Below are 22,626 nucleotides of genomic sequence, written 5' to 3'. Positions count from 1 at the left end.
TCCTAAAAAATCACGACCAGCGTCACCACCACCAACAGCACCAGATAGCGCGGCTGGGTGAGCAAACGTTCAATCCTGTCCTGATAACGGCTTAACGCATTCAGCAAGGCTTGCGCCGGACCAGCACCGCGTTGCAGTAACAGATGCTGCTCAAACCATTCCAGTTTTTCCGCCACCCACTGCATCAGCTTGCCCAGCAGCCCTGAACCTGTACCAATGCCACTTTCCAGACGTTGTTGCCCTTGCTGCATGGCCTGCATATCCGCCAGTGTCGAAATGCCGGAGTAATGCCCCGGTGTACCGCTGAGCTTGTCGAGAATCTGCCCGTCAAACACCTGGGTTTCCTGTGATAACGCCAGTGTTGGCTTCACCAGTAACCAATCCGCCAGCGGGTCTAACCAGAAACGTTGCAAGGCAGCGTTATGCAGCCAGCGTTGTTTACGTAACCATGCCGGTGCTGGTGGGGCAGCCTGCCACTGGGTATGCAAGGCAAAGGAGGGGGAGTGCAAAAACTGGTAAGCCCGCCACAAGGCATGTAACACCAGATGCACCAATGCCAAGGTATACCAACCCAGCCCAATGCTTACCAACATCAAGCCGGTTTGCGCCAACGTCGAAAACATCAGCGAGGTTTTAATGTCCGTTTGCGCCAAACCACCCAGCCAACCAAACAACACCGTCAAACCACCCAACAGTAACAACAGGTATTGCAATAGGGGGGCTTGTTCCAATAAGGGATGGATGCGCAGCAACAGGAAAATGCCCGCATGAACCATAATCGAACCGTAAAACACCGTACTCGATGGCGTAGGGCCTTCCAATGCCCGCGTAATCCACCCCGAAAACGGAAACTGTGCCGATTTCACCAGTGCCGCTGCCATGAACCCCAGTGTCATCACGCCGATGAGCAAACCGGATTCCAGCGGTTGCGGTACGAGCATCACATCCCATTCAGTACTGTGGAACAGGCTAAACGCCATGAACATTCCCAACAAAAAACCGGCATCGCCGATGCGGTTGGTGACGAAAGCCCTGACAGCATTTGCCGTAGCAACCCGGCTCTGCCAGTTGTAAGCAATCAACAGGAACGAACTCACCCCTGCCAATTCCCAGCCGACAAACGCCAAAATCGCACTACCCGACAAGGCAATCAATTGCATCGCCGCTACAAACAGCATCAACACCATGAAAAAGCGTTGGAAACCGGCTTCCCGATGCAAATAATTGACCGAAAACCGCGTCACCAACAGCGTGATGACGGCAATCAGCGTGGCAAACGTCAGGCTTAAACCATCCACCGTCATGCTGATACTGGTGATGTATACCCCGCTATGTAACCAAGGCAAGAGCGGCACATGCGGCGCAGGGCTGGCAAAATGGGTAACATCCGCCCACAATACCAGCAACAGGCTGACAAGCCCCACACCCAAGGCAATGCGTGCGCTTAAGCGTTCACCGGCATCCCCTTTGTTCCAACGAAACAAAGTCAATAACCCGATTACGCCAAAGGCCAGCAATGGCAAACCGGGAATCAGTAATAACAAAGCATCAGGCATGAGCCACCCCCCGCTGAATTGCCGCTGGCGGTAAATACCGATCATGATCCGCGTACCAGTCACGCGATGAGGCTACCTTGGGCAAGGGCTGCACTGCGCCTTGCCAGTGCACAAACCCCTTGCCGGGCTGGAACAGGTGAATTTCCTGACGTTCCGGCGGTTTCGCTGCCAGCAACACCCAACCGTTATCCAGCAATAAACGCAAATAGTCATGACGCTGGTAAATTGCCACCAAGGTAGCAATGTCGGCTTCCACAATGGCTAGTAAGCGCATAGGCTCGTGCAATTCCACCATCTGCTGGGCAAGCCCGGTACGCAAATCGCTGGCTCCCCCTTCCATCACCCCGAACAAGCCGGTCAGATTGTGGGTGGCTTTGCTGCCTGAGCCGAAGTAACCGTTTTGCATCCGCGAAAAGTAATAATCCATCTGGATACCGACCCCGACGACGCCATTGCCTTGCAACTGCGCTTCCAACAACTTGCCATCGGGGTCATTATGCGGGTCATAGGAAATCAGGAAAGAACGCCGATCCCAGAAAATCCCTTTGCTGAGTTCGCGCCGCCCGATAAACGCAACCGCACAGCCCTGATGCCCCAGCTCTGCCCGCACCTGATCGGGGGAAGCGGCACGTCCTGCCACATGATGCTTGGCTTGCTGTGGGCTGAGCTTATGGCTGGCAGAGGCAAATTTGCGGCAACGTTCCAGTGCCGAGTGCTGTGCCGCTTGCTCAGTCACGGCACGTACCCGTTGGAACACGGCTTGGTGGCTTGCCGGAATCAGGTCGGTATCAAACCAGTCGATGTCATCGCTGCTGGTATCGTGTTCGCTGGCAATGAACCAGCAGCTTGCCGGAATGTGGATGGCGTGTTGCGCTGCCAGTTGCGCCCGCACTTCCGGTTCATTTGCCATGCCTGCAAATGCGCGTGCATTCGGTCCGCCGAAACGCCCGCTGCACGCGCCGCAACCGTAACCAAGGATGTGCGGGTTATTCAGGTGGTGCGAACGGTGCGCCATTAATACCACCAACGGCGCAAAGCCACTGGTAAAGCCGGTCAGCTTGAGGAAGGTCGCCACTTTTGCCACTTTCTCATCCGCACTGAAGCCGATCTGATTGTGAGCAGCGTTCGGGCATTCCAGCACCTGTGTCGCGGTATACGCCACTTGTGTCTGCAAGGGCACGCTGCTGCGCTGCTGTACTTTGCTCAGTAAGCGTTGGTAGGTGGCAGGCATAATGCTGCGCCCTAGCATGTCCAAGACGGCAAACGGTGCAAGCAGTGGCAGGCTAATGGCAGTACCCAAAACACTGTGGCGCATCCGGTGATTTTTCCAGTATTTCAGCCAATTCAGCGCACGCAAACGCCGCAAATGGGCAGGCAAGCGTTGCCGTGCGGTTGTGGTCGGGGTTTCGCGGAGTTCGTGAACTGCCGTTACCACTGGCTGCGCCAGTTTCAGCGGACGCGGTGCATCGAGCGCACGCCAGTTATTCGGTAAGCCGAAAACGCCCGCCGCACCGAACGTTTCCACATCAGGGGCGATTTCTTCCAGATGACGGCGCAGGCTTTCTTCACGGTCATCCATGCAGAAAATCAGTTGCGCAGCGGGTGGGGCAGACAATGCCGGTGCAGTTTCCTTGTTTAAAATTGCGCTGAACACTTCTTCTTGGTAGTGGTGTTCGTAAGCGCGTAACCACAAATATCCACTGGTATGCGGGTCATCGAATGCTTCGAGGATTGCCAGCATTTGTTCAAGTCGCGTCCGTTCCAGTTGTGTTACTGCCTTGGCATCCAGAGCCATGTGTTGCGCTAGGTGGAACAGCCGCCATGCCTTGCGGTAAATGTCCGTTCCCATGGGCAGGATGGTTTCCGGGGCAAGTTTCCAAGTAAGAATCTGGTGCGCCAGTTGGTGCCATTCGTGTGGCTGCACGTCTTCCTCGGTATTGAGGAATTGCTGGGCAATGTGTTGCAGGTATTCCGGCAAATTGCTGTTGTAGGCGTGATAACGGACGAAAAACTCATCCTGATGCTGATGGAAGTAACCACGAATATTGGGCAGACTGGCATTGATCTGCCAGTGTTCACTGGTGAAATGGCGGCAGTACAGGTGTTCCAGCACCAGCCGCACCGCGAGGTAATCTTCCAGACTCACGGGGGCGCTTAGCCCGTAGTAGTGCGGATGTTTGGCTCGCCAGTTGAACATCCCCGACCAGCCGGGCAGTTCCAGTGCCAATGCCCGTAGGTAGCCAGCCCAATGCGCTTTGTCGATACCCAAGCGCATCAATTCCTGATGGATGGTTTCCAACGGGTCGGAGTCCAAGGATTCGATATGGTCTGCCCAGTTATCCAGCCCGTGCAGCGACAGGGTGATGTCATGTAAGGTGGCTTCGCGCCAGTAAGCGTAAAAACCGTGTGCTTGGGGATTCAGTGCCGCGATGCCCTGATCCAGCCAACTGGCAAAATGACGATCCAGCAAGGGCAGCATTTGTTCCAGTACATCAACGTCAGCGAGTTGACGCAACAAACCACGCACAGTAATCCGCGTGCCGACTTCATCCAGTAACTGATGTAATAGATGACGGCTTTCTGCGTGAATAAAGGTTTCCGCATCGGCAATGGTTTGCCCGTATTGCTCGTGTTGCTTGAGGCGATCCCACACGCTGTTAAGGTCACTCAACGGCAGATTGAGCATGGCTTCGGGGTGTGGCAAGGCGTAATCCAGTTCCAGCTTTTGCAAACAAGTTTCCCACAATGCCTGAATTGCCTCGGCTTCTGTTTGCCCGCTGTTTGCCAGCAGTTTGTCGCGCTGCTCAAAGGCTACATCGCTTTGAAAACGTTCCAGCGCGTGGTTTTCTTCCACCTGCCAACGCATTTGTTGGAAACTGATCGCCTTAATATCGTTGCTCAGAGCCGTGACATACAGTTCGCGTTCCGCCCATTGTTCCGGCTCATCCGCCAAGACAGTAAACAGATCGTGACGGGTAATACGCCCGGCACGGAAAAAACGCCGGTATTCACTGGCAGGCAAATAGCCTAATGAGCCGCTATCGGCATGGGCTGCCCGCAATGCCTGTGCAAACGGTAAGTGTTCGTAATGCATCAGGGGATTAAAATGCACAAAATCCTGCAACGGTGCTTGTATGGGCAATACCGCATCCAGCGCCGCAATGGCTTCACGCAACTGCGTCAACGGGTCGGTATGTGCCTGACTGTGGTGAGTCATTATCGGTGTTTTCCTACAAAATAACGGCAAGGGTTGCCGCTATCAATACCATCAGGTAGCGCGGCTGGGAGAGCAATTCTTCCACCAGATCGAGGTTTTCCCCTAGCTGACGCAAGCGTTCGCCCAGTGCGCCGCCACCTTTTTTTAACAAGAGCCGGTCTTCCAGCCACTCCATTTGTTCGGCGACCCACTGCATCAGCTTGCCGAGTACACCTGAGCCTTTGCCAATGCCGCTTTCCAGTCGCAACTTACCTTGCTGGAAGGCTTGCAGTTCCGCAAAGGTGGTCAGCATATTGCTGTGTGAGGGCGTGCCGGTCATGCGGTCGACCACGCGGGAATCGAAGGCTTGCGCCTCGCGTGCCAGTGCTTCGGTCGGGCGCACCAGCAACCAGTTTTCCAGTGGCACCAGCCAGAAACGCTGGAGGGCAGCGGTATACAGCCAATGCTGTTTGCGTAACCACGCGGGGACAGGTTTTGCCGCCTGCCAGCCGGTTTGTTGCAGAAAAGACGGCGAATGCAGGAACTGATACGCCCGCCACATCGCGTGCAGCCCCATGTGAATCGCGGCAACCGTATACCAACCCAAGCCGATAGCAATCAGCATCAAACCGGTTTGCTGTTGGGTGGAAAAGATCAGGGAGCTTTTGATGTCGGTTTGCACTTGCGCCCCCAACCAACCATACAGTACGGTCAGGCTGCCAATCAGCAGCAGGATGTTACCCAGCAGCGGCACTTGTTCGATCAAGGGTTCAAGGCGCAGCAACAGGTAAATGCCTGCATGAACCATTACCGCACCGTAAAATACTGCACTGGATGGTGTGGGGCCTTCGAGCGCACGGGTAATCCACGCACTGAACGGAAACTGCGATGATTTCACCAGTGCCGCCAACATGAAGCCCATCGTCATAATGCCCAGCACCATGCCGGAAATGCTTTCGTCATCATGATCTTGCAGCAACACATTCCACTCGGTACTGCCCAGCGCGGTAAAGGCAATGAACATCCCGAACAAATAGCCGGTATCGCCGAAACGGTTGGTGACAAATGCACGGGTTGCACCTTCGGTCGCGGTTTCGCGCTGCCATGCGTAAGCAATCAGCATGTAGGAACTGATGCCTGCCATTTCCCAACCAATAAAGCCCAGCAAGGCACTGCCCGACAACACAATCAGCAACATCGCGCAGGAAAACAGCGACATCACAATGAAAAACCGCTGGAAACCGGCTTCACGGTGCAGGTAATTGACCGCAAAGCGCACCGCCAGCAGATTGATGGTTGCCATCACCACCCCGAAACTTAAGCTTAGGGTGTCCAGCATCAGGCTGAAGAAAACCTGATACGTACCGCTTTGCAGCCAAGGAAACAACGCGACATAACCCGGTGCGCCGTGGGTAAAATCGTAAATCGCCAATCCCAACATGATCAGCAGGCTCAGGGTGTTGGCAGTGACCGCAACGAAAGCCGTTTCACGTTCACCTTTTTCGCCCCGGTTCCAGCCGAAGATGAAGCCGAGAATAATCCAGACAGCGGCAAGGAAGGGGAAACCGGGGATTAATAGGAGTAATTCGTTAGGCATATTGCGCCTCACGTGTATTCGCCGTCACCAACGCAGGCGATAAATGCCCATAATCCCCCGCATACCATTCCACGGAACGCTGCACGGTGGGCAACTCGGTGCGTTCACCTTCCCAACGCACAAACCCCGTCCCCGGCACAAACAAATCAATCATCGCCGCATCCGGGTCTTTCACCGCTACCTGCAACCAGCCGCCACCGATCAGTTCCTGCAAGGGGGGCTGCCGCGCATAAATCTCGCCGACTACCGCCGTTTTCGCTTCCACTACCACCAGTAGGCGCATGGGTTCATGGATTTCGATCATCTGTTGTGGTAAGCCGGTACGTAAATCGCTGAACACCCCTTCCATCACCCCGAACAAGCCGGTGAGGTTATGGGTCACTTTGGTACCTGCGCCGTAATGCGCGTTATTGACGGTGGAAAAGTAGTATTCGAGGTTGATCCCCGCGCCCACCGGCCCTGCATTCAACAGGATATTTTCCAAAATTCTGCCGTCAGGGTCACGGGTGCAGTCATAGGAAATCAGGAAACAACGCCGATCGAGGAAACTGCCACGGGTTGCCGAACGCCGCCCGATCAAGGCACTGGCATTGGTGGCATGGCCCAGTTCTGGGCGGGCTTGGCTGTAATCGAACGCCCGTCCGGCAATGTGCCGCGATGCCTGTTCCAAGGTGGGTTTGCGCGGGGCAGATGCCAGTTTGCGACAACGTTCGTGGGCGGAATGGCGAGCAGCGTCAATCAGTGTCGCTTGCAAACGGGAGAGCTGATCCAGCAACGTACTTGGCACTTTATCGGTGTCATACCAAGGAATCTGTTCGTCACAGGTGTCGTGTGCCGCCCCCACAAACCAAGTGTCCGCCGGAATACGAATGCCCTGCTGTGCCAACAGCTCACGGATTTCCGGGCGATTTGCCATCGTCGCGAAGACCCGCGCATTCGGCCCGCTATGGCGACCGCTGCACGCGCCGCACTCGTAAGCCGCAGCATGGGGATTATTCTGGTTGGATGAACCATGCCCCATAATGACGACCAGCGGCGCGAAACCATCCGTCAAACCGACGGTACGTAGGAAACCACCGACCTTTTCCACCTGTTCCGCATCACTAAACCCCAATTGATTACGCTGGCTGGAACGTTCGGAATCCACCTGTTCTGCCATGAAGACAATTTTGGTCGGCACCTGCTGATCCACCTGACGGCGCAAGCGTTGCACCCAATGTCCGAAGCGCAACGGCAAATAAGACTTGCCCAGCAATACGCCTAATGCAAAAGGCGCAAGCACGAGCTGACTGAGGGTTCCCAGCCACAACTTATGGCGGGTCACGTGATTCAAGCCGGTAAACAACTGTTTGCGCCACCCCGACCGACGAACGTGGGCATGATACAAATCAGCCGCATCCTCAGCGGGCAATTCGCGCACCAAATGCACGGGTGTGACCGGCACGGGGCAGAGTTTGGTGACGCTTTCATCATCCAGCCCTTGCCAGTTCATCGGCAGGTTGAAAAATGCCGCTGCACCAAGGGTTTCAATTTGCGGGTTCAGTTCTTCCAGATGGCGGCGGATACCTTCCTCGCGCTCATCCATGCAAAACACTACCTGCGCTTGCGGGGGTTGTGCACGCTGTTCCCACATGCCGCGCCCGTGGTTGTTGAGCAGTGCATTGAAAATTTGTTCGCGGTAATGGCGCTCATACGCCTGCAACCACAGGAAGCCGCTGTGTTCGTCATCCAGCGTTTCCATACAGGTGAAAATCGTCTGGATTTGCATGGGGGTGAGACTGCGGATGCTGCTTGCATCCACTTGCAACTGCTGCATCAGGCGGAACAAACGCCAGCCATGATTGTAAGCGGAAAACCCGTCACTTCCCGCACTAACCTGCGCCCATGTCCAGATTTGGTGTGCTAGCAATTCCCACTGCTGCTCGTCGTATACCTTAGGGCGGCGGTGGTACATCAGTTGCTGTGCCGGGGTGAGCAGGTATTCCGGTAACGGGCGGTTAAAGGTGTAATAGCGCACCAGAAACTCTGCCGGGTGGCGGCGGAAACGCCCGCGAATATCGCCCAGATTGGCTTCCATCAGCCAGATGCGGCGGCACAAACGCCGTGCAAACAAGTGCTCCATGCTCAAGCGCACCGCAAGGTAATCCAGCATATCGGTGTGTTCAGCCGCTGTTTTGACATAATCGGGGTGAAAATGCCGCCACAGGAACATCCCCGACCAGCCGGGCATTTCCAGTGCCAACCGTTCCAGATAGCCATCCCAGTACTCTTGCGGAATGCCGATGCGCTGCAATTCTGCGACAATCGCATCAGCTGCATTATCGGGCAGGGAATACAGGTGTTCCTGCCAGTCGGGTAAATCTTCCAGCTCCGGTAATAAATCATGGTGACTGGCAGTGCGCCAAGCCGTGAAAAAATTATCACCCGCCGTACCGTTATGCCATGCCGATATGCCTTGATCCAACCAAGCAGCGACCTGACGCACCAGCAGTGGACGCATATCGTGCAGGATGTCCTCACCTGTTACCGCCTGTAACAACCCCCGCAACGTGAAGTTTTCACCCACTTGCAAGATGAGATGCAACAACAATTCATGCGCCTCGTGCGTCACCCGTGCACCGATGTCTTCTGCCTGATCTTCAAGCTGTGTGGCAAACAACCGCGCTGCGCGTTGCGGGGTGAAATTCAGCAGGTCTTCAGAGTGCAATACGTGATGATCGAGTTGTAACGCTGCCAAACACGCTGCCCAACGTTCGCCATCGCGCTCCAGAACCTTGTTTTCCTCCACTTCCCACACAAACTGGCTGGGGGCAATGGGCTTGATGGGACAAGCCAAGGCAGTCCGGTAAATATCGCCCCGGCACACATCCCCGGTACTGTGGGTAAAAACCCGCTCTTCACTGGCAAGGCTGGCATCCGCCGCCAGCACCGCCTGCAAATCGCTAGCGTCAATGCGCCCACGCCGGAATTGCTCACGGAATTTTTCCGTCGGCCAATAACCATCAGCACCCGTTATTTCATGCGCCGTTTTAAGGGCTTGTGGGAATGGCAGGTGTTGTAAACCGTGCAAGGTATTGTGGTGTACAAAGTCGCGCAGCGGTGCCTGACTCGGCAAAATGTGTTCCAGATGCTCCAGCAGATGGTGGAAGTCGTGGGAATGCTGATGTGAGTTTCCGGCAACACTCACGGCATCAACCCTATTGAAGTCACGAAATGTTGCACCGACACCTGCATCATCGCCAGCAACGGTGCAGGATATAAGCCCAGCAAGACCGTGCCGACAATCAGGCTACCCGCAGCCACCATTTCTAGGGGGCGCAAATCTTCCACCTGTTGCATATCCAGCCGCACCGGGCCGGTATACAGATGTTTTACGGTACGGATGCTGTAAGCCGCCGTAATCAACACCCCTAGCGACAACAGCACAATTGCCCAACCCCACGTCTGGAAACCGCCAATCAGCACATGCAATTCAGCCACAAACCCGGCAGTACTCGGCAACCCGACCCCGCCGACAAACGCCATAATAATCAGGAAAGCAAAGCGTGGCGTAATCTTAATCAACGAGCCGTAATCGTTAATATCGCGGGTGTGGGTGCGCTCATACAGCAAACCAATCAGCATGAACATTGCCCCAGCCGCCAAGCCATGCGCCACCATTTGGTAAACCGCGCCGGTAATGCCGTAAACATTCAGGCTGGCAATGCCGATCATCACCACCCCCATGTGACTGACCGACGAATAGGCAATCATCTTTTTCATGTCGCTTTGCCGCCAAGCCAGCAAACCGCCATACAATAAGCCGATTACACCGATGACAAACAGCGTCGTTTGCAGGAAAATGGCAGCATCTGGCAGAATGCCTACCGCTCGCAACAAGCCATACGAACCCATTTTCAGCAAAATGCCCGATAGCAAAATACTCACCGGACTAGGGGCTTCCACGTGCGCCAACGGTAGCCAGCCGTGCAAGGGAAAAATGGGCATTTTTACCCCAAAACCGATCAATAATCCGAGGAAAATTAGCACTTGTTCATTGGCGGATAAGTATTTTGCGCCTTCTGCCATTGCCGTAAAACTGAAACTGTGTGACGGCGTGGCATCAAATAGCACCAGCAACGCCAACAACATGAAGACCGAGCCACCCATCGTATACAACACAAAATTCAAGGCAGCCGTCTGACGGTTTTTGCCACCCCAGCGGTCAATCAGGAAAAACAGCGGAATCAGCACCAGCTCCCAAAAGACGTAGAACAGACCCCAATCCTGCGCCATGAAGACCCCCATCGTGGCAGCTTCCAACAGCAACATCAGCAGGTAATAGCCTTTGACATGGTGGTTGATCATGTGCGAAGCCAACAGAGCCATCAATACCAGCACCGTGGTCAGCAAAATCAGCGGTAATGACAAACCATCCACGCCCACCGCAAATGATGTGCCTAGCCGTTCATTCCATACCTGATAGGTGTAAAACTGGATTTGCGGATTATCAAATGAAAAACTGGCAAGCAGACTGAAGGCATACAGCAAGGTCACGACTGCGACACCAATCGCCGTATGACGGATCAAGTGTGGGCGTTGATCGGGCAATAAAGCCACAATCCCTGCCCCTACAGCAGGCAATAGCAATAAAAGGATGAGCGGATCCATGCAGTCCACGCTTAGGTCAGGAGGAATATAAGCGGGCGATAATACACCGATAAGCCAGTGATGGATAGAATAAATCTAACCTAATGTGTGGGATAAACCATACCTAATGGGAGGGATCAACAATTGATGCACACACCGTCATCACCTTGCCGCCAAGTTTTTGACGAAACGCGGAGCTTCTTGCATTACAAACCGCTTGAACTCCTGCGCAATCGGCGACAAGCGTTTGCCCTTGCGCATTACGATATGCCAATGACGCTGGATCGGGAAATGCTCCACATCCAACATCACCAGCCGTCCGCTATCGAGTTCGGGCTGAATCGTGTGCATCGACACAATACCTAAGCCCAGGCCTGCTTCGACGGCGTGTTTGATGGTTTCGTTGCTGCGCATTTCCAGCATGTTCTTACAGCTTGTGCCGTGCTTATGGACGTGGCGTTCAATCGCGCTGCGAGTGCCTGAGTCTTTTTCACGCACGATGAAGCGCTCCTCCATGACATCCGCCAAGGAAATGGGGGGGGGCACATTGGTCAAGGGGTGGTTGGGGGGGGCAATCATCACCAGCGGGTTTGCCATCAAACGCTCGGACTGCAAGCCATGACTTTTGGGTGGCTCACCCATGATGACCATATCTGGCTCGTGATTTTCCAATTGATCCAACAGCATGTGGCGATTGGTCACGTCCAGTGTGACATGGATGCCTTCGTGTTGGCGCGAAAACTCGGCGAGCAATTGCGTGACGAAATAATTGGCTGTTGTGGCGACCGACACAATCAGATGCCCGCCTTTCGTGCCTTTTAGCTCTTTCATTGCCTCCAGCATATCGTTATGGGCTTGCAATACGCGGCTGGCATAGTGCTGCATTTCTTTGCCGATAGGGGTCAGGCACATCTTTTTGCCCTGACGCTCAAACAATGCCAACCCGCTATCATCCTCCAATTGCTTGATTTGCATGGAAACGGCTGGCTGAGTCATATTGAGTGTTTCCGCAGCACGGGTGTAGCTTTCGTATTTGGCAACGGCTTCAAAAATGCGAATTTGGCTCAATGAGTACGGCACGGTGTTCCTCCAAAAACATCAGCATTCCTTATATCTATCAGTTTCAATGTTGGGGTTCAATTATACCTAGTCTTTGCCATACTAAATCCTTCCAGCATTTGTAATTTTAAGTCAGCAACAATTGCTGGTAATCCTGCGAATACGTCGCTGCTTCCGCAATCACATATGCCTTAAACGCCTGTGCCGCAGGGGAAAGCCATTTTCCCTCCCGCGTTACGATATGCCAGTAACGCTGGATGGGGAAACCAACTACATCCAGCAGAGTCAGCGAGTGCGTTTCCATTTCCAACTGGATGCTGTGCAAGGACACAATCCCCAAGCCCAGCCCCGCAATCACCGAATACTTGATCGACTCATTGCTGCCCATTTCCAGCATACTGGAAAAGGTATACCCGTGCTCGGCAAAGAACCGTTCAATCGCGGCGCGTGTCCCCGACCCCGGCTCACGTACCACAAACTTTTCCCCAATAATCGCCGATACTGGAATGTCTTTTTGCCCCACCAGCGGATGATTCGCAGGCGCAATCAACACCAGCGGATTACACATCAGGCGTTGTGAATGCAAATCCAGATTGGCGGGCGGTTCGCCCATCACCACCAAATCCGCCTCATAATTCTGCAACTGTTCCACCAGCGTTTTACGGTTGGTGATATTGAGGGAAACGGTAATCCCTTCATTCTGCTGTGAAAAGCCCGCCAGCATCCTAGTGATAAAATAAATCGACGTGTTGGCGGCGGAAACCTTGATATAGCCCTGATGCACATTCTTGAGTTCTTCCAGCGTTTCCACCATGCCCTGATATTTTGCTGCAATCTCGCAGGTGTAGGCGTGCATCGCCCGCCCCGCTGTGGTCAACACAATGCGCTTGCCTTGACGTTCAAATAACGACAAACCCACGTTCTCTTCCAATTGCTTTACCTGCATGGATATGGCGGGCTGGCTCATGTGCAACAATTCTGCGGCACGGGTGAAGTTTTCCGTTTGGGCAACGGTTTGGAAGATCTGGATCTGGCGGAACGAGATGTGCATCTTGATTAAATCACTCGGAAATTCAGGGTTTCTTGCAATCAGCATAACATAATTAAAGCTGATGTTTAAGTAAGAATAAATGAGTTTCTATTATGTTAATCATTGCTTATACTGCATTCCATTGAAAGTTATTGAACCATTTTTTACTCACAATTGAGGAGAGAGTCATGGACCAATCTGGACGTTATGCAGACTTGAGCCTGAAAGAGGAAGATCTGATCAAGGGTGATAAGCACATCCTCGTCGCTTATCACATGCAGCCTGTCGCTGGTTACGGTTATTTGGAAACTGCTGCGCATATCGCCGCCGAGTCTTCCACCGGTACTAACGTTGAAGTTTGCACCACTGATGATTTCACCAAGGGTGTTGATGCGCTGGTGTACTTCATCGACGAAGCCAATGGCGTGATGAAAGTCGCTTATCCGATCGACCTGTTCGACCGCAATATGACTGACGGTCGCGCCATGATCGTTTCATTCCTGACTCTTGCCATCGGCAATAACCAAGGTCAGGGTGATGTCAAGTGCTTGAAGATGCATGACTTCTACGTACCATGGTCGATGCTGCGTTTGTTCGATGGCCCATCCAAAGACATCTCTGATCTGTGGGACATTTTAGGTCGTCCACGTGTTAACGGTGGTTACATCGCAGGCACGATCATCAAGCCTAAATTGGGTCTGCGTCCTGAACCATTTGCTCACGCGGCTTACCAGTTCTGGCTCGGCGGCGACTTTATCAAGAACGATGAACCGCAAGGCAACCAAGTGTTCTGCCCGGCGAGAAAAGTTTACCCACTCGTTTATGATGCAATGAAGCGTGCCATGGACGAAACCGGTCAGGCGAAACTGTTCTCTGCCAATATCACCGCTGACGATCACTTCGAGATGTGCGCCCGCGCCGATTTCATCTTGGAAACGTTCGGACCGGATGCCAACAAGGTGGCATTCTTGGTTGATGGCTACGTCGGCGGCCCCGGCATGGTGACTACCGCCCGTCGTCAGTACCCTGGTCAATACCTGCACTACCACCGTGCTGGCCACGGCGCTGTGACTTCCCCATCCGCATTGCGTGGCTACAGCGCGTTCGTGTTGTCCAAAATGTCGCGTCTGCAAGGTGCTTCCGGTATCCACGTCGGCACCATGGGCTACGGCAAGATGGAAGGTGCCGCCGATGACCGCAACATCGCCTACATGATTGAGCGTGATTCCGCTGACGGTCCGTACTATCACCAAGAATGGCACGGTATGAAGCCAACTACGCCAATCATCTCTGGCGGTATGAACGCACTGCGTCTGCCTGGCTTCTTCGAGAACTTGGGTCACGGTAACGTTATCAACACATCCGGCGGTGGTTCTTACGGTCACATTGACAGCCCAGCGGCTGGCGCGATTTCCCTGCGTCAATCCTATGAGTGCTGGAAATCCGGTGCTGACCCTATCGAATTTGCGAAAGAGCACAAAGAATTTGCTCGCGCATTCGAGTCATTCCCTGGCGATGCTGACAAGATCTTCCCAGGCTGGCGCGAAAAATTGGGCGTACACAAGTAAGCCGCAAGCAACCACAGTAAAGAACCCCCCACCCTAACCCTCCCCCGCAAGGGGGGAGGGGACAAGAGTTCTTCACTCCCTTCACCCCTTGCGGGGGAAGGGTTGGGGATGGGGGTCTTCCTTCTTCATTCGAGATCCACCCCATGACCGACGCTTCCCAATACACCATCCAACACGAACCCTTCTACCAAGCCACCGGACGCGAAGTCGAACTGTACCAAGCTGCGTACCGTTCCCGCTTGCCGGTGATGGTGAAAGGCCCGACGGGTTGCGGTAAATCGCGTTTCGTCGAACACATGGCATGGAAACTCGGCAAGTCACTGATCACAGTCGCTTGTAACGAAGACATGACCGCTTCCGATCTGGTCGGACGCTATTTACTCGAAGCCAATGGTACACGCTGGCTGGATGGCCCGTTGACCACCGCCGCCCGCATTGGCGCAATTTGCTACCTCGATGAAATTGTTGAGGCACGCCAAGATACTACCGTAGTGATTCACCCGCTGACGGATCATCGCCGCACTTTGCCTCTGGATAAAAAAGGCGAACTGGTGAACGCGCACCCCGACTTTCAGTTGGTGATTTCCTACAATCCGGGCTATCAGAGCCTGATGAAAGATTTGAAACAGTCCACCAAGCAACGTTTTGTGGCATTCGATTTTGATTACCCTGCTGCTGACGTGGAATCCACCATTTTGCAAAATGAAGCAAATGTGGACGCGGCAATGGCGGATAAGTTGGTGAAGATTGCCCATACCGCCCGTAACCTGAAAGGGCATGGGTTGGACGAGGGCATTTCCACCCGTTTGCTGGTGTACGCCGCCAACTTGATGCGCGACGGGATTGCAGCGGGTGACGCTTGCCGCATGGCACTGGTTAGCCCGATTACCGATGATGCGGATATTCGCAGCACGCTGAACCACGCGATTGACGCGATTTTTGGGTAGGAACTCCGAAGATTCCCCCCCATCCCCAGCCCTTCCCCCGCAAGGGGTGAAGGGAGCAAGATAGAAGAAGAGAAAGTTTCTTGTCCCCTCCACCCCTTGCGGGGGGAGGGTTAGGGAGGGGGGAGGTTCGGAGGATGCAGGTAAATCTCGGAGTCACCATGTCAGAACCAAATGAAGTCATCGCCCGTTACCGCGCCCAACTAAGCTGCAACTTCAAGCAGCTTGATGAAGCCTTCGCCGCCTGTATGCAGGACGCGCTCGCGCTATTGAGCGAGGAAGGCATCAAGGATTACCTCGACGGTGCATCGTTGGTGTGCAAAATCGGGCGCGGTTTCGACCCCGTGCTGACTTATCTGGAGGAAATGCCGGTATTGGCGCATCGCCTTGGCGAAGGTGTGCTTACTCAAGTTAGCCAAGCGGTGTGGAAAATGTCGCGTACCCCGAACGGGCGTTCTATCCCTGCCTTTTTGCAAGCCTTGCCGGAAGCCAGTCGCCGTTTTGGCAGTGCTGAATTGGTTGAAAATTACATCGCCATCGTGTTCGACATGATGGATCGTACCACCGGCTCAATCCACGGCTTCCACACCACCATTCCCAGCCCCGGTTTGCCGAAACTGCTAGAACAAATGCCTTATTTGATGAGCCAGTTAGCCTTGGGTGGCTTGAAAAACTGGATCGAATACGGCATCCGTAACTACGGTAAACACCCGCATCGGCAGGAAGAATATTTCAGCCTGCAATCCGCCGATGCCAAGGCGATGTTGCAGCACGAACGCCACGGCACGCTGTTTACGCACCACGAGCGCAAGCTGAATTTGTACCTGCAAGCCTGCTGGGAAAGTCACGAATACCTCGTGCCGTATTCGGTGGATTTCCGCGATATGCGCGAACAGCAGCCGTATTTTGATGAGTTCGGGATGCGCATTCCTGACGTGTTCGACGATGCGCACGGCGTGACGGGGATTGACCGTTACCGGGCGGTGTTGGCGCACATGGCGGCGCATCAACGCTGGACGCGCAAAGTGGTGGCGGATAATTTCAGCCCGCAACAGCGCATTGCGATTGAACGATTGGAAGATAGTCGGGTGGAATATCTGGCGATGCAGGAATACCCCGGTTTGCGGCGGATTTTCACGGCATTACACCCTGCCCCGCTGGAAAACGAGTGTGATTCCAAGACGGAATCGTGTTTCCGGCATCGGTTGGCGATGTTGTCCTGGGCGATACTGAATCCGGCGCATGGCTATCAAAACGCGAAAATCAATGAGTTTGCGGGCAAGTTCCACGCGAAAATGGCGGAAGGCAACGCGACCACGGCGGATATGACGCAACTGGCGATTTCGTTTGTGGCGCAGACGCGCTTGCAAACTGACCAGTTACCGAGCGTGTATTTCAACAATACCACCATTCCTTACCGCGATGATAACCGCCATTTGTGGCAGTACATCGAGGAAAGCGACGACGAAGAATTCTTCGACGAACACAAGCAGACCGCGCAACAAAACGAGCAATCGGGCTTGCCGCCGCGCCATTACCCTGAGTGGGATTACAGCACGCAGACCTATCGCCCGGACTGGACGAGCGTGTATGAAAGTTTGCATCCGGCGGGTAATCCGGCGGTGATTGATGCGCTGTTGCAGAAACACGCGGCGTTGGCGAAGCGTTTGAAGCAGATTGTGGATTTGTTGAAGCCGCAAAATTACACGCGGGTACGCTATCAGGAAGAAGGCAGCGAGCTGGATTTGGATGTGGCGATCCGTTCCCTGATTGATTTCAAGGGCGGGGCGAACCCTGATCCGCGCATCAATATGAGCCACAAGCATGACGGGCGCAATATTGCAGTGATGCTGTTGCTGGATTTGTCGGCTTCTATCAGCGAAGTACCGGAAGGCGCGACCCAAAGCATTCTGGAGCTGAGTCAGGAAGCGGTGTCGTTGCTGGCGTATGCGATTGAGGCGTTGGGCGACCCATTTGCGATTGCGGGATTTGCGTCCAATACGCGGCATGAGGTGCGTTACCAGCACATCAAGGGTTTCAAGGAACATTGGAACGATGAGGTGAAGGGGCGGCTGGCGGCGATGCAGGCGGGGTATTCGACGCGGATGGGCGCGGCGGTGCGTCATGCGGCGCATTATCTGGAGCATCAACAGGCGGATAAAAAACTGCTGCTGATTTTAACCGATGGCGAACCGTCGGATATTGACGTGGATGACCCGCAATTACTGACGCAAGATACCCGCCAAGCGGTGAAAGAACTGGATCAGAAAGGCATTTACAGCTATTGCATTAGCCTTGATCCGCGAGCGGATGAATACGTGCGGGATATTTTCGGCAAGCGCGTGACCGTGGTGGATAATGTGCAGCGGTTGCCGGAAAGGATGACGCAGGTGTTTGTTACGTTGACGGGGTGATACGTAAATTAAAAACACGGAAAATTTACTCATCAGAAGTGAAGATTTTTTGCGTAATTATCTCGTCTATTACTTTAGCCTTCCATACAATGCCTAATTGTGCTTTAATTTGATGATTATCATCACTTGCACCAATTCTTCCTGAATAAATACCTATAAGCTTCATAAAGTAATTTGAAATCTTTGTTGGTTCTGGATGTTTATCCATGATGCTGACAGGTCGTTTTTTGAAAAGGATAACCGGAGAGCCTGACATGCCTTGTCTAGAGGCCGTATCTACTAAAATCTTAGGTAATTCATCTATGTCGATTATAGGTTCACTTGCAACACTAGCGCGTTTCCAAATTGGAAATATATTTCCAACACTTATACCAAAAGGATAGCCCAAAATAAATACATCATCAGCTACTGATTCAGTAGTTTCCTCATTAAATGGCTCGATAAATTCCTCTACAGTCATTGCCAACAAATGTGCTGGAATATCAACCTCCAATGCAGCCACATCAACACTTTTTCCATAGTGAGGATGCTGTAGCCATAATGGTTCATCTGTTTCTGAATTTAATAGATCTATTGCAAAATCCTCAAACTCAATATGTTCCTTATTTTTATGAACTCTAATAACTAAATTGTTTGGAATTGCGGCGGTTTTCTCTGCTAAGCATTTCCCTGTTTCTGAATTTCGACCACTTACTACATGCCAATTTGTAATTAAGAAACGCTTATTATTCCTAACAACAAAAAACGCAGTAGCGGTAGATAACTCAACTTCATTAAATCGTGCGGTTACAAAGTAGGAACTTTGAGATATTGGGTTAAATTTTAACTCACTCATTAATCTATGAATACCATTTAAAACTCATTAAAAACAAATACCTATATATCTTTTCTGGGAAAATCTGGAACATACCCTGTTTTCGCCACAATAGTGTTCTATTTCTCAAACTCTGCTAGTGATGCCAGTAATAAACGCTGCACACCTTCTTGCTTACTCAACTTACGATCAAATGTCCACAACGTCATGTTGACCTGCTGGCTTTCTACCGCAATAATCGAATCCGCAAACCCTGCATTGCTTTGGCAAAAACGCATTAAGGCTTGTATGAAGTGCTCAGGATTCTGCAACTCGTAAGTAGGATCATCGCGCAAAGTTTCTAAAGCAGCGACAACTTCATCTTTTTCAAGATCATAAGCCTGCTCTAAGACCCAAACAAACTCAACCTGCACTACTTGTGGCACAAAAACACGCCCCGCCGCTTTTACCAAAGCGCGTGCTTGCTCTGTTTGTGCTGGTGATTCCTCATCATTTGTCAGAACCCGAACCAGTATGTTGGTATCGACCGCAATCAAAGTGTTGCCCCACGTTGACGGATAGCTTCATCCATTTGTTCCAAGGTCACTTTTTTCTTCACCTTGATGCTGCCGAAAGAGCTTTCCAGTGTACTCTGGGGTTGTTTTGTTACCCTTGCTTGGTAACGTGCCTTGATAAAAGCTATGAAATCAATAACCTGCTGTTGCGCATCTGAGGGTAGTGTTTCAAAGTCCTGTAGTACGGCATTAGGGATCATGGTATTTCACCTTTGCACAAGAAAAATAGGATGTTTCATTCTACTCACGCATCGCCTTACGTAGCAACTCCAGCCCGCGCTCAGTCTTGCCACGTCCCCGCTCTACCCGCAGCCGAAAGTGGGATTCTTGCTGCTTCAATGGATTGCGTGGGTCTTGCTTGAGTCTGAGAATATCGGCTCTGATTTCTTCCAATGTCGGATTATCCAACCATTGCTGACGCTCGTCTGTGTAGTTGTGCTTAACAGAGTTCATGCAGCTCCTCACACAATTCTGCTTCGTTTAACTGAAAGGGGGAAACTTGTGCCTGTGATAATGCGGTGATGAAGTCTGCACGACTCACGCCTGCAATCCCAGCAGCGTTTTCCTGAGATACGCGCCGCAATTCGTACCATTTGATCGCAGCAGCAAGACGCATCTCACGCACGAAACCCGCAGGATCAAGGTGCAGCGAAGGCAGCACAGAATCAGGCACTTGGACTGTTACCGTTGTCATACGTTATTTCCTCACATGCTGTGATGTCGATGGCTCAGTATAGCAAACTCAAACAAATTGTTATCTCAGCCCCCGTCAGAGAAAATCATCGGGGTCAGTGGAACACCCATCCAGATCGTATTCGTCAAACACCAACTCCGCCACACTATACGGTGGCCCGATAAGGTCACGCGGGTCATCGCTGATGAAGGTTTCTTGCATACGTTCCCCTTTCGCGTCAGTCCACTGACGCATAATTTCCCTTGGCTCTAGCGAAATCGCCACAATCACACGAGTACCCACGTCAGTACACCGCCAACGTCCGGCGGCTGTAAAAAACTCCGTGCCAATTTGAAAATCTGAATGCTTCATGGCGTATTCCTCAAATCCGTTATGTTCGCAAAGTATCGCATAATGCAAAACACTAGCCCCACCAATCCCAACTTGCTATGTTTCGCTAACTCAATCAGGAGACCCCTCTATGCCAGAATTCGACCTCACCGAAAAACCCCAACCACCCGCCCCCAACGAATGCTGCGAAAGCGGCTGTGACCCCTGCGTGTGGGACATTTACCGCACAGAATTACAGAAATGGGAACAAACGAATGCTGCGAAAGCGGCTGTGACCCCTGCGTGTGGGACATTTACCGCACAGAATTACAGAAATGGGAACAAGCGCAGCAAGGCACAAAAAACACCGATACCGCCAAGCCAGCGCAACCATAAACCCTATCCAGAAAGGGCTGAACCAGTCATTTTCAGCCCTTGTTATATGATCAACACCAGAAATCACTGTAAAACAGGAGTGCCCCATGATCCAATCCACTACCCCCACGATTGAAGGCAAACGCATCACCCAATACCTCGGCGTGGTGACAGGCGAAGCCATTCTTGGCGCAAACGTCTTCAAAGACTTTTTTGCCGGAATCCGCGACATTATCGGCGGACGCTCCGCCTCCTACGAAAAAGAATTGCGTAAAGCCCGTGAAATCGCCTTTACCGAAATGGAAGCCCAAGCCAAAAGCCTGGGTGCAAACGCTGTCGTCGGCATCGACCTTGACTACGAAAACATCACCATGGGTAACAGTGGCGGCATGTTGATGGTCACGGTTAGCGGTACAGCCGTCAACCTTCAATAGAAACAGACTACTACGAACTACTCGCCATTGACGCGCCGGGTCAGTTCTTGATCCCAACTCTGGTTGAATCACTGCTTTGTGCAGCGCACTATTTTTTGGTAATGTCGACACTTTAACATTCTTGTCATCACCGGAAGCCTCTCATGTACAACGTCCATCAGAACGTGCAAGCCAGCCTCGGTCACTTCCGTATGGAAGACTACTGGTTCCGTTACAGCAGTTTCGTACCACGTCTGTATAACTGGTGTCTTGATTTAGGCTTTGAACCGGGCAAAATCATGCCCTCACGTGCGTTTTGCTCGGACGAAAGCCAAGGCTACCCGATCATTTTGCTGGCAAAGCATTTCGGTACATTCCCCTTTAATCATGGGCAGGTCGGCGGCATTATGGCGTGTGACCGTCATGGCCCGCACGCCCATCACGGTAAAGATCTGGTGATTGTCCATGCCAGCCATGTCGGTTATGACCCTGAAACCTATACCTTTGGCACATACCGGCGCATCCAGTCCGTTAATCACCGCTGCTCCAGCAACTGCGGCAAAATCCACGCCACGATTAATTGGTATTTGAATGAATACGAATTCGCCTGCCGCAATATCACCGTCGACATGCGAGCCGACCATTGCCGCGTGACGCTGGATAATCAATACCTGTCACGCAGCCGTGAACGCAGTTTGGTATTGCACTTGGAAAAGATTGTGGAACACAACCTTGATGGTGAAGTGATTCCGCTGTCGATCCAGAGCACGTCGCGCACCTTTATGGCAACGCAAACCTTCTGCCAACACATGAGCTGGTTTTTCAAAGCTGGGGAGCGTCAGCCCATTGGGGATGCACTGTTGCCGGAATATTTCACATTCCACACCAGCTTGCGCGAAGACGTGGATGGTAGCCGCCAGCTCGAACAAAACCTGATTGGCGCGATGCCGTGGATTGTCACTTCTGCCGAACCGATGTTGACCGCCGCGCAAGCCAATACTCAAGCGGAATTTGACCGCGCTTATCGCAGCATTTCACAGGATAAAAACTATCGCGGACGTAACCTTGTATACCTTGCAGGGCTGCATGTCGACATTTCCCCCTCACCGGAGCAGACCTTTGTTCTGACCAAATTCATCCCTTGGGCAGCGTATGTGCAACTGGCGAGCGGTGAACGTTACCTGCTGGAACAAGATGCGCTGTTTGCAAAGCTCAATGCGTGCAGCTCGGAAAACCCCCAACAGCTACCGTTAGATGACGCGATTCACATGATGGAAGAAGAAGAGGAGATTTACCTGCATTTGCCGTATTAACGTTGTGTGTGCCTACCACTGAATCTCACTAACTAATCTGCATTGGTTTGTCAAGCTATTCAATTAATCTGACGTAAATTGGCAGGACCCCCTGCGCGTTAACTATAGTAATGTCATTCTTGACATTGCTACTAGGAAATAAGCCCAAGCAGAGGGTAAAG

19 protein-coding genes and 1 pseudogene are annotated in these 22,626 nt (G+C 52.6%); 7 read left to right on the top strand and 13 right to left on the bottom strand.

All coding sequences use genetic code 11. The annotated features are described in order from the left end of the window. Positions 1–2: 2 nt before the first annotated feature. The 7 genes from L2Y54_RS00910 to L2Y54_RS00880 all read right to left on the bottom strand — a co-directional run bounded on the left by L2Y54_RS00910 (position 3) and on the right by L2Y54_RS00880 (position 13,133). Entirely contained in the window at positions 3–1,556 is a 1,554-nt protein-coding gene (locus L2Y54_RS00910) for a proton-conducting transporter transmembrane domain-containing protein (RefSeq protein WP_236499231.1), read from the bottom strand. Beyond that, positions 1,549–4,773, bottom strand: coding sequence for a putative inorganic carbon transporter subunit DabA (locus tag L2Y54_RS00905; RefSeq protein ID WP_236499229.1), 3,225 nt, complete (start codon positions 4,771–4,773; stop codon positions 1,549–1,551). The genes L2Y54_RS00910 and L2Y54_RS00905 overlap by 8 nt, the downstream gene beginning before the upstream one ends. A 13-nt stretch (positions 4,774–4,786) precedes the next feature. Then, positions 4,787–6,349: a proton-conducting transporter transmembrane domain-containing protein gene (locus L2Y54_RS00900; RefSeq protein ID WP_236499227.1), complete on the bottom strand. Its 1,563-nt coding sequence runs from the start codon at positions 6,347–6,349 to the stop codon at positions 4,787–4,789. After that, positions 6,342–9,536: a DUF2309 domain-containing protein gene (locus L2Y54_RS00895; RefSeq protein ID WP_236499225.1), complete on the bottom strand. Its 3,195-nt coding sequence runs from the start codon at positions 9,534–9,536 to the stop codon at positions 6,342–6,344. The genes L2Y54_RS00900 and L2Y54_RS00895 overlap by 8 nt, the downstream gene beginning before the upstream one ends. After that, the gene (locus L2Y54_RS00890; RefSeq protein ID WP_236499224.1) at positions 9,533–10,999 is read right to left on the bottom strand and encodes a complex I subunit 4 family protein; all 1,467 of its coding nucleotides are present in this window, start codon (positions 10,997–10,999) and stop codon (positions 9,533–9,535) included. Before L2Y54_RS00890 ends, L2Y54_RS00895 begins: the two co-directional genes overlap by 4 nt. Before the next feature lie 141 nt (positions 11,000–11,140). Further along, positions 11,141–12,058, bottom strand: a complete 918-nt coding sequence (locus L2Y54_RS00885) for a LysR family transcriptional regulator (RefSeq protein ID WP_236499223.1) — start codon at positions 12,056–12,058, stop codon at positions 11,141–11,143. A gap of 106 nt (positions 12,059–12,164) precedes the next feature. After that, entirely contained in the window at positions 12,165–13,133 is a 969-nt protein-coding gene (locus L2Y54_RS00880) for a LysR family transcriptional regulator (RefSeq protein WP_236499222.1), read from the bottom strand. Positions 13,134–13,255: 122 nt separating this feature from the next. Here L2Y54_RS00880 and L2Y54_RS00875 point away from each other — a divergent pair, with 122 nt between their 5' ends. From L2Y54_RS00875 to L2Y54_RS00865, 3 genes are all read left to right on the top strand, one after another. Next, positions 13,256–14,635, top strand: coding sequence for a ribulose-bisphosphate carboxylase (locus L2Y54_RS00875; RefSeq protein ID WP_236499221.1), 1,380 nt, complete (start codon positions 13,256–13,258; stop codon positions 14,633–14,635). Between the two features lie 143 nt (positions 14,636–14,778). Next, positions 14,779–15,582, top strand: a complete 804-nt coding sequence (locus L2Y54_RS00870; RefSeq protein ID WP_236499220.1) for a CbbQ/NirQ/NorQ/GpvN family protein — start codon at positions 14,779–14,781, stop codon at positions 15,580–15,582. A 158-nt stretch (positions 15,583–15,740) separates the two neighbouring features. After that, complete coding sequence (locus L2Y54_RS00865; RefSeq protein WP_236499218.1) at positions 15,741–17,993, top strand: nitric oxide reductase activation protein NorD; 2,253 nt, start codon at positions 15,741–15,743, stop codon at positions 17,991–17,993. Between the two features lie 25 nt (positions 17,994–18,018). Here L2Y54_RS00865 and L2Y54_RS00860 read toward each other — a convergent pair whose 3' ends face one another. The 6 genes from L2Y54_RS00860 to L2Y54_RS00835 all read right to left on the bottom strand — a co-directional run bounded on the left by L2Y54_RS00860 (position 18,019) and on the right by L2Y54_RS00835 (position 20,406). Further along, complete coding sequence (locus tag L2Y54_RS00860) at positions 18,019–18,828, bottom strand: S1 family peptidase (RefSeq protein ID WP_236499216.1); 810 nt, start codon at positions 18,826–18,828, stop codon at positions 18,019–18,021. A 98-nt stretch (positions 18,829–18,926) separates the two neighbouring features. After that, positions 18,927–19,343 (bottom strand): type II toxin-antitoxin system VapC family toxin, encoded by a 417-nt coding sequence (locus L2Y54_RS00855; protein ID WP_236499214.1) that lies wholly within the window; start codon positions 19,341–19,343, stop codon positions 18,927–18,929. Next, complete coding sequence (locus L2Y54_RS00850) at positions 19,340–19,561, bottom strand: DUF2281 domain-containing protein (protein ID WP_236499212.1); 222 nt, start codon at positions 19,559–19,561, stop codon at positions 19,340–19,342. Before L2Y54_RS00850 ends, L2Y54_RS00855 begins: the two co-directional genes overlap by 4 nt. Positions 19,562–19,601: 40 nt before the next feature. Then, positions 19,602–19,814 (bottom strand): hypothetical protein, encoded by a 213-nt coding sequence (locus L2Y54_RS00845; RefSeq protein ID WP_236499210.1) that lies wholly within the window; start codon positions 19,812–19,814, stop codon positions 19,602–19,604. Continuing rightward, on the bottom strand, positions 19,801–20,055 hold the full coding sequence (locus L2Y54_RS00840) for a UPF0175 family protein (protein WP_236499208.1): 255 nt from the start codon (positions 20,053–20,055) through the stop codon (positions 19,801–19,803). Before L2Y54_RS00840 ends, L2Y54_RS00845 begins: the two co-directional genes overlap by 14 nt. 75 nt (positions 20,056–20,130) lie before the next feature. After that, positions 20,131–20,406, bottom strand: coding sequence for a hypothetical protein (locus L2Y54_RS00835; protein WP_236499206.1), 276 nt, complete (start codon positions 20,404–20,406; stop codon positions 20,131–20,133). 109 nt (positions 20,407–20,515) lie between these two features. On the opposite strand from L2Y54_RS00835, the pseudogene L2Y54_RS21805 reads away from it, so the two are divergent. From L2Y54_RS21805 to L2Y54_RS00820, 4 genes and pseudogenes are all read left to right on the top strand, one after another. Next, a pseudogene (locus L2Y54_RS21805) lies at positions 20,516–20,599 on the top strand (oxidoreductase-like domain-containing protein); the annotation flags it as partial. A gap of 26 nt (positions 20,600–20,625) precedes the next feature. After that, on the top strand, positions 20,626–20,760 hold the full coding sequence (locus L2Y54_RS00830; protein WP_236499204.1) for an oxidoreductase-like domain-containing protein: 135 nt from the start codon (positions 20,626–20,628) through the stop codon (positions 20,758–20,760). Positions 20,761–20,846: 86 nt separating this feature from the next. Then, positions 20,847–21,173, top strand: a complete 327-nt coding sequence (locus L2Y54_RS00825) for a heavy metal-binding domain-containing protein (protein ID WP_236499202.1) — start codon at positions 20,847–20,849, stop codon at positions 21,171–21,173. A gap of 143 nt (positions 21,174–21,316) precedes the next feature. Next, entirely contained in the window at positions 21,317–22,465 is a 1,149-nt protein-coding gene (locus L2Y54_RS00820; protein WP_236499200.1) for a hypothetical protein, read from the top strand. The last annotated feature ends 161 nt before the right edge of the window (positions 22,466–22,626 follow it).

This window comes from Thiothrix winogradskyi (assembly GCF_021650935.1).
GTDB classification, from domain to species: domain Bacteria; phylum Pseudomonadota; class Gammaproteobacteria; order Thiotrichales; family Thiotrichaceae; genus Thiothrix; species Thiothrix winogradskyi.
This window is presented reverse-complemented; position numbering and strand designations above follow the sequence as displayed.

Bases quoted from the DNA above. Each gene is read 5' to 3' on its own strand.
- L2Y54_RS00910 (WP_236499231.1), bottom strand. From the start codon at position 1,556: ATGCCTGATGCTTTGTTATTACTGATTCCCGGTTTGCCATTGCTGGCC.
- L2Y54_RS00905 (WP_236499229.1), bottom strand. From the start codon at position 4,773: ATGACTCACCACAGTCAGGCACATACCGACCCGTTGACGCAGTTGCGT.
- L2Y54_RS00900 (WP_236499227.1), bottom strand. From the start codon at position 6,349: ATGCCTAACGAATTACTCCTATTAATCCCCGGTTTCCCCTTCCTTGCC.
- L2Y54_RS00890 (WP_236499224.1), bottom strand. From the start codon at position 10,999: ATGGATCCGCTCATCCTTTTATTGCTATTGCCTGCTGTAGGGGCAGGG.
- L2Y54_RS00880 (WP_236499222.1), bottom strand. From the start codon at position 13,133: ATGCTGATTGCAAGAAACCCTGAATTTCCGAGTGATTTAATCAAGATG.
- L2Y54_RS00875 (WP_236499221.1), top strand. From the start codon at position 13,256: ATGGACCAATCTGGACGTTATGCAGACTTGAGCCTGAAAGAGGAAGAT.
- L2Y54_RS00870 (WP_236499220.1), top strand. From the start codon at position 14,779: ATGACCGACGCTTCCCAATACACCATCCAACACGAACCCTTCTACCAA.
- L2Y54_RS00865 (WP_236499218.1), top strand. From the start codon at position 15,741: ATGTCAGAACCAAATGAAGTCATCGCCCGTTACCGCGCCCAACTAAGC.
- L2Y54_RS00860 (WP_236499216.1), bottom strand. From the start codon at position 18,828: ATGAGTGAGTTAAAATTTAACCCAATATCTCAAAGTTCCTACTTTGTA.
- L2Y54_RS00850 (WP_236499212.1), bottom strand. From the start codon at position 19,561: ATGATCCCTAATGCCGTACTACAGGACTTTGAAACACTACCCTCAGAT.
- L2Y54_RS00845 (WP_236499210.1), bottom strand. From the start codon at position 19,814: ATGAACTCTGTTAAGCACAACTACACAGACGAGCGTCAGCAATGGTTG.
- L2Y54_RS00840 (WP_236499208.1), bottom strand. From the start codon at position 20,055: ATGACAACGGTAACAGTCCAAGTGCCTGATTCTGTGCTGCCTTCGCTG.
- L2Y54_RS00835 (WP_236499206.1), bottom strand. From the start codon at position 20,406: ATGAAGCATTCAGATTTTCAAATTGGCACGGAGTTTTTTACAGCCGCC.
- L2Y54_RS00830 (WP_236499204.1), top strand. From the start codon at position 20,626: ATGGGAACAAACGAATGCTGCGAAAGCGGCTGTGACCCCTGCGTGTGG.
- L2Y54_RS00825 (WP_236499202.1), top strand. From the start codon at position 20,847: ATGATCCAATCCACTACCCCCACGATTGAAGGCAAACGCATCACCCAA.
- L2Y54_RS00820 (WP_236499200.1), top strand. From the start codon at position 21,317: ATGTACAACGTCCATCAGAACGTGCAAGCCAGCCTCGGTCACTTCCGT.